General features: G+C 70.0%; 6 protein-coding genes and 2 pseudogenes. 5 read left to right on the forward strand and 3 right to left on the reverse strand.

Annotated elements, in window-relative coordinates; genetic code table 11:
- Positions 1 to 218 (forward strand): annotated as a pseudogene (locus QSG27_RS26810) (gamma-glutamyltransferase); the annotation flags it as partial.
- A 33-nt stretch (positions 219 to 251) separates the two neighbouring features.
- Entirely contained in the window at positions 252 to 1406 is a 1155-nt protein-coding gene (locus tag QSG27_RS26815; RefSeq protein WP_306711616.1) for a pyridoxal phosphate-dependent aminotransferase, read from the forward strand.
- A gap of 159 nt (positions 1407 to 1565) precedes the next feature.
- Here the strand turns inward: QSG27_RS26815 and QSG27_RS26820 are convergent, their stop codons facing one another.
- Entirely contained in the window at positions 1566 to 2930 is a 1365-nt protein-coding gene (locus QSG27_RS26820) for a glutamate--cysteine ligase (RefSeq protein WP_306711617.1), read from the reverse strand.
- A 62-nt stretch (positions 2931 to 2992) separates the two neighbouring features.
- A complete protein-coding gene (locus tag QSG27_RS26825) occupies positions 2993 to 3787 on the reverse strand; it encodes a 16S rRNA (uracil(1498)-N(3))-methyltransferase (protein WP_306711619.1) in 795 nt (264 codons plus the stop codon).
- Between the two features lie 125 nt (positions 3788 to 3912).
- Here QSG27_RS26825 and ubiA point away from each other — a divergent pair, with 125 nt between their 5' ends.
- Positions 3913 to 4839 carry a 4-hydroxybenzoate octaprenyltransferase gene (ubiA, locus tag QSG27_RS26830; protein ID WP_306711622.1) on the forward strand — a complete coding sequence of 309 codons (927 nt, stop codon included), beginning with the start codon at positions 3913 to 3915 and terminating at the stop codon, positions 4837 to 4839.
- A 12-nt stretch (positions 4840 to 4851) separates the two neighbouring features.
- On the opposite strand, the gene QSG27_RS26835 is transcribed toward ubiA, so the two are convergent.
- Positions 4852 to 5583 (reverse strand): CHAP domain-containing protein, encoded by a 732-nt coding sequence (locus tag QSG27_RS26835; protein WP_326522695.1) that lies wholly within the window; start codon positions 5581 to 5583, stop codon positions 4852 to 4854.
- Between the two features lie 250 nt (positions 5584 to 5833).
- Between QSG27_RS26835 and QSG27_RS26840 the strand changes: the two genes are divergently transcribed.
- Together QSG27_RS26840 and QSG27_RS26845 are read left to right on the forward strand one after the other, a co-directional pair.
- Positions 5834 to 6493 (forward strand): class I SAM-dependent methyltransferase, encoded by a 660-nt coding sequence (locus QSG27_RS26840; RefSeq protein ID WP_306711626.1) that lies wholly within the window; start codon positions 5834 to 5836, stop codon positions 6491 to 6493.
- 3 nt (positions 6494 to 6496) lie between these two features.
- A pseudogene (locus QSG27_RS26845) lies at positions 6497 to 6764 on the forward strand (DNA alkylation repair protein); the annotation flags it as partial.

A 6764-nucleotide genomic window follows, 5' to 3' on the forward strand; every position in this document is an offset into this window, starting at 1 on the left:
GGAGGGAGCGCGCCGCCGCCCTGCTGACCGCCGCCCTGCCCGCCGCGCTGGACAAGGAAGCGGGCGCCGCCGTCCGGGTCAGCCGCGCCGCGAACGGACCGGGCCGCGCCACCTTCGTCACCTGTCAGACCTCGATGGAGAGCGGCTGGAAGGAATGCCAGATCGCCGCCGACCCGCGCGCCCACGCCCTGGGCATCCTGGTCGAAACCGAGCGTTGACGCACAGAAGCCCAGAGCCAGAAGCCTGAAATCATGAGCAAAGCACCCAAAGTGTCCAAACGGGGCGCCATCCCGCCCTTCTTCGTCATGGAAGTGATGCGCGCCGCCGCCGAGCGCGAGGCCGCCGGGCTGGAGGTCCTGCACATGGAGGTCGGGCAGCCCTCGACCGGCGCGCCGAAGGGCGTGCTGGAGGCGGCCCACCGCATGCTCGACGCCGATGTGCTGGGCTACACCGGGGCGCTGGGCATCCCGGCGCTGCGGTCGGCCATCGCCGGCTGGTACCGCGACCGCTACAGGGTGGAGGTGCCGGAGCGGCGCGTGGTCGTCACCACCGGCTCGTCGGGCGCCTTCCAGCTCGGCTTCCTGGCGGCCTTCGATCCGGGCGACCGGGTGGCCATGGCCTCGCCCAGCTACCCGGCCTACCGCCACACCCTGACCGCCATCGGGGTCGAGCCGGTGGAGTTGCCGACCGGGCCGGAGCACCGGTTCCAACCGACCATCGAATTGCTGGAACAGCTCGACACGCCCATCCAGGGCCTGATCGTCGCCAGCCCGGCCAACCCGACCGGCACGATGCTGAGCCGGGAGGAGCTGACCGCGCTCGCCGACTGGTGCGACGCCAGGGGTGTGCGGCTCGTCTCCGACGAGATCTACCACGGCCTGACCTACGGGCCGGAGGCCGTCACCGCCGCCGAGGTCAGCGAGAGCGCCCTGGTGGTAAACAGCTTCTCCAAATACTTCTCGATGACCGGCTGGCGGCTCGGCTGGATGATCGTGCCGGACGACCTGATCCGCTCGGTCGAATGCCTCGCCCAGAATCTGTTCATCTCCGCCCCCAGCCTGTCGCAGGCCGCCGCGGTCGCCGCCTTCGCCTGCACGGAGGAGCTGGACGGCCATGTCGCCCGCTACGCCCGCAACCGCGAACTTCTGCTGAGGGAACTGCCGAAGGCCGGGTTCGACAAGCTGGCCCCGGCGGACGGGGCTTTCTACATCTACGCCGACGTGACGGAGATGACCGACGACGCCGAAGCCTTCTGCAAGCGCATCCTGGCGGAGACGGGCATCGCCTGCACGCCCGGCGTCGATTTCGACCCGGCCCGCGGCCACCGCTTCGTGCGCTTCAGCTTCGCCGGGTCGGAGGCGACCATCGCCGAGGCGGCACGCCGGCTGATCGCGTGGAAGAGGTAAGAAGCGACCACCCTGTTCCTTCTCCCCCCGGGGAGAAGGTTGGGATGAACGGGGCGCCGAAGGCGCTCCAGGCCGCACGAACATCGTCAGCCCTACCGGGCGTAACGCCCCCCACCCAACCCTCTCCCCAAGGGGGGAGAGGGCTTCTTTCTTGTATGCTCAGTACGCGTATTCCTTGAACACCGGGTCCACGCTGCCGCCCCAGGGGCCGTTGAACTTCGCCAGAAGTTCGTCGGCGGGGGTCTGGCCGGACTCGGCGATGTCGAGAAGCGTGTTCAGGAAATGCGCCTCGTCGTCGCCCCAGTTGTCGTTGCGGGCGCGGCGGGCCAGACCGCCGCGGGCGATCTCCAGAACCTCCAGCGCGACCTCCCGCACCGTGCGACCGCGGAAGGGCGTGCGCAGCGCGTGGCGCGGCACCTCGGCGCGCAGATGGGCGCGCTCCTCGGTCGTCCAGTCCTTCACCAGATCCCAGGCGGCGTCGAGCGCCTGCCCGTCGTAGAGCAGCCCGACCCACAGGGCCGGCAGGGCGCACAGGCGGCGCCACGGACCGCCGTCGGCGCCGCGCATCTCCAGGTATTTCTTCAGACGCACCTCGGGGAAGGAGGTGGTCATATGGTCGGCCCAGTCGGTGATCAGCGGGACCTCGCCCGGCAGGGCCGGCAGCCGGCCTGCCATGAAGTCGCGGAAGGACTGGCCGGACGCATCGATGTAGGTGCCGTCGCGGTAGACGAAGTACATCGGCACGTCGAGCAGGTAATCCACATACCGCTCGAACCCGAAGCCGTCCTCGAACACGAAGGGCAGATCGCCGGTGCGGTCGGGGTCGGTATCGGTCCAGATGTGGCTGCGGAAGCTCTGGAAGCCGTTCGGCTTGCCCTCGGTGAAGGGCGAGTTGGCGAACAGCGCCGTGGCGATGGGCTGAAGCGCCAGGCTGACCCGGAACTTCTTCACCATGTCGGCTTCCGACGCGAAGTCCAGATTCACCTGCACGGTGCAGGTGCGCGTCATCATGTCCACGCCGAGATTGCCGCGCTTGGGCATGTAGTCGCCCATGATCCGGTAGCGGCCCTTGGGCATCCAGGGGATCTCGTCGCGCCGCCACTTCGGCTGGAAGCCCAGCCCCATCATGGCGATGCCCAGCTCCGCCCCGACTTCCTTCACCTGATCCAGGTGGCGGTGCACCTCGGCGCAGGTCTGGTGCAGGTTCTCCAGCGGGGCGCCGGACAACTCGACCTGTCCGCCCGGCTCCAGCGTGATGTTCGCCATGCCCTGGGTCAGGGCGATGAGGTTGCCCTTCTCCTCCACCGGGTCCCAGCCGAAGCGCTGCAGGCGGGTCAGCAGCTCGCCGATGCCGTCCGGCCCCTCGTAGGGCAGCGGGCGGTGGTCGGAGACGCGGTAGGCGAATTTCTCGTGCTCGGTCCCGATGCGCCACTGGTCCGCCGGCTTGCAGCCGGATTCCAGATAGGCCGCCAGCTGGCGGCGGTCGGTGATCGGTTCTCCGCGCGTCTTCGGAGGTGCGGACATGGAAGCTCCCGCTTTCAAAAAATCGAATAACCCGCCTGGAACAGCGGCGCGTCGAACGGCCCTTATTCCCCGGCGGTGGGGTCGGCCGGCGCGCGGAAGGGCGGTCTCGTGTCGCCGCCGTCCGCCGTCCAGTCCCCGGAAAGGGCCTGCCAGCAGGCAAGTGCCGCGACCACCGCCGTGTCGGCCCGGAGAATGCGGGGCCCCAGACCGACGGGAACAACAAAGGGTAGTTTACAAATTTCGTCAAGTTCCGACTGCGCAAAGCCGCCCTCCGGCCCGATCAGGAAGGCCGCCGGCCCGCGCGGACGGCCACGGACGGCCTCCGCGATGGGGCGTACGTTCCCCGCCTCGGCGCACAGGTACAGCGTACGCCCCAAAGGCCAGCCGGCCAGCGCCTTGTCCAGCGGCAGCGGGTCGGCCATCTCCGGCACGGTCAGCCGCTCCGACTGCTCGGCGGCCTCGATGGCGTTGGCGCGCAGGCGGTCGGTGTTGACGCGGTTGGGGTCGGTGCGGCGGGTGAAGACCGGCCACAGCCGCGACACGCCCAGCTCGCTGGCCTTCTCCGCCACGAAGTCGATGCGCCCGCGCTTGATCGGGGCGAACAGCAGCCATAGGTCCGGCCCGTCCGCCTGGGGGCGCCGCCGCGTCGTCACGGTGAGGGAGCACCAACCCTTGCCGAACCCGTCGATGGCGGCCAGCCATTCGCCGTCCCGCCCGTTGAAGACCGCCACCGCGTCGCCCTTGTCGAGCCGCAGCACATGGCGCAGGAAATGCGCCCGCTCGTGGTCGAGGCCCACCGCCTGCCCCTCGCTCAGGGGGCTGTCGACGTACAGGCGGGTTTTCGGTTGGTCTGACATGGCGCAAGGTCTCCGGTGTGCGGCGCCGACTATAGCCGCAATGGCCCGGCCTTGCGATGGTCCACCCCCGCCGTTACCTTGCCCACGGCCCTCCTTCCCAATCCCGAGCCCGCCCCGAGCCCGCCATGACCAGCCCCGCCTCCCCCGCCCCCGGCGCCTTCACCGACATCCGGCGCGGCGATTGGATCGACCGCTTCGCCCCGGCGGCGGTCCGCCCTTACCTGCGGCTGGCGCGGCTGGACCGGCCCATCGGCACATGGCTGCTGCTGTTCCCCGGCTGGTGGAGCATCGCGCTGGCCGGCGCGGGGCCGCTGCCCGACCTGTGGCTGATGGCGCTGTTCGGGATCGGCGCCGTGGTGATGCGCGGCGCCGGCTGCACCGTGAACGACATCCTGGACCGCGATTTCGACGCGATGGTCGAGCGCACCCGGACGCGCCCGATCCCCTCCGGGCAGGTGTCGGTGAAACAGGCGCTGGCCTTCCTCACCCTTCAGCTTCTGATCGGGCTGGCGGTGCTGGTCCAGCTCAACCTGTTCAGCATCGGGCTGGGCGTGCTGTCGCTGGTGCTGGTCTTCACCTACCCGCTGATGAAGCGCATCACGTGGTGGCCGCAGGCGTTCCTGGGGCTGACCTTCAATTGGGGCGCCCTGATGGGCTGGACGGCAGTGCGCGGCGACCTGGATTGGCCGGCGCTGGCGCTCTACGCCGCGGGGATCGTCTGGACGCTGGGCTACGACACCATCTACGCCCATCAGGACAAGGAGGACGACGCGCGCATCGGCGTGAAATCCACCGCCCTGCGGCTGGGCGACCAGAGCAAGATCTGGATCTACGGCTTCTACACGCTGACCTTCGTGGGGATCGGCATCGCCGGGCGTCTGGCCGGGCTGGGCGGGCTGTTCCTGCCGCTGCTGTCGCTGGCCGCGCTGCACCTGTCCTGGCAGGTGGCGACCTGGAATCCCGACGACCAGACGGATTGCCTGAACAAGTTCCGCTCCAACCGCTGGTTCGGCTGGCTAGTGCTGGCGGCCTTCCTGGCCGGGAAAATCTAGGCGGAAGAGAGGTTAGCGCGTCGCCAGCTCGGCGACGGCGCTGTCGCCAAGGCCGGGCTTGCGGGGCGGCAGGACCGCGCGGACACCCTCCGTGGAGGCGACCGCCGCGACGCCCTTCTGCGACGCCGGCAGGGTCGGCTTGCGCGACGGCAGCACGGCGACGGCCACCACCGGCTCCGGCATGCGGGCGGCCGCGGCCTTTCCGGACAGGGAGAGGGAGGCGGTCAGCACCTGCGGCTTGCGGCCCGGAACGGCGACGGCGTGGCCCTTCAGGGAGGCTTCCATCAGGCGGGGCGACGCGGCGGGCTTTGGCGTGGAGCGGCCCTGCGGGGCGACGGAGAAGGTGCTGCCGATGCCGGCGCCCGCGGAGCCCGCTTGGCGGGTTTCCGGCGTCTCGTCTTCCGGCAGGATGAAGCCGTAGGTGGTATAGACGCGCATGCCGAGCTGGTCGGACGGCTCGTGCCAGACGCGGACGGCGGACCAGTCGTTGCGCGGCGACACGTCCACCACGCGCATGTTGCGGCGCAGGCCGCGCCCGTCGAGCCAGGAGTGATCGACCTCGATGGTGCGGCGGTCGACGATGTGGCTGACCAGGGAGACGTGGCCGCGGCCCAGCCGGGGCGACCGCTTGAAGACGAGAACGGAGCCGAGCGCCGGGCGCTGGTCGCGTTCGTACTGGGTGGCGGCGGCGTTCCACCAGGTCCAGGCATCGCCCCGGATCTCGAAATCCGATATGGAGCGCACCGTGCGGACGCAATCGCCGTCCTGGGCCTGGGCTTGGGATATGGTGAACGGGCTGAGAGCGATGAACGCCGCGAACGAAGCGCAGAGTGCAATCCCTTTCGACCGCATATCAGCCCCATGCCCTTTGTTTTTCTCCTTTCGAACGGGTAACACGGGACGGCAGGTGTGTCTACTCCGTTTGAATTATGTAACCGAAACCGGTTGTGGATAGATCATCCACGCCCGCGCCGCCCCCGCCGGGAGTCCAATTATGAACAATGTCTCTCAAATCGACTTCATCCGGTCCAACACGGCTGTAACGAGGACTCCTCTGCTGCCCGAGATCGCCTTGCATCTGGCGACGGAGATCACGCCGCTGTGGGAGGCGACTGAGGAATCCTTGAGGGAATCCAATGTCCCTCCTCCTTATTGGGCCTTCGCTTGGCCGGGCGGCCAGGCGGTGGCGCGGCTCGTGCTCGACCGACCGGAGCTGGTCGCCGGCAAGTCGGTTCTCGACTTCGCCGCCGGCACCGGGCTGGTCGGCGTCGCCGCGGCGATGGCCGGGGCGGCGCGCGTGCAGTCCTGCGACATCGACCGATTCGCCCTGAGCGCCATCGCCCTGAACGCGGAGACGAACGGGGTGGAGGTGAAGGCCGTCAGCGCCGATCTGGTGGGCCGCCCGCTGCCCGGCATCGACGTCGTCCTGGCCGGCGACGTCTGTTACGAGAAGCCGATGGCCGACCGGGTGACCGCCTGGCTGCGCGGAGTCGCCGCGACGGGCACGCTGGTGCTGCTGGGCGATCCGGGCCGCGCCTATGTCCCGACCAGCGGGATCGAGCGCGTCGGGCAGTACAGCGTTCCGACCTCCCTGGAGTTGGAGGACCGCGAGATGCGCGAGACGGTCGTCTGGCGCCTGCTGCCGGAGGCCTGAACCGTGGCGACGGCCCCCACCGCCGCCCCGCGCAAGGGCGCCACCCGCCGGAGCGACATCCCGCCGGAGGTGCTGGCCGACCTGAACGCGGGCCGGCGCGCAACCGCCACGCTGGCCGAGTCGCTGGCCATCCACTTCGCCGCCCTGCTGGCCGCCGCGGTTCCGGAGACCGCCGGCGCCGTCCGCTTCGACCCGAAGGACGGCGTGACCCGGCGCATGGCGGCGGCGGGAGCCGCGGCCCTTGGCCGCCTGGGCCCGGGCGCCGTGGAGC

The organism is Azospirillum isscasi (assembly GCF_030849505.1).
Taxonomy (GTDB): domain Bacteria; phylum Pseudomonadota; class Alphaproteobacteria; order Azospirillales; family Azospirillaceae; genus Azospirillum; species Azospirillum isscasi.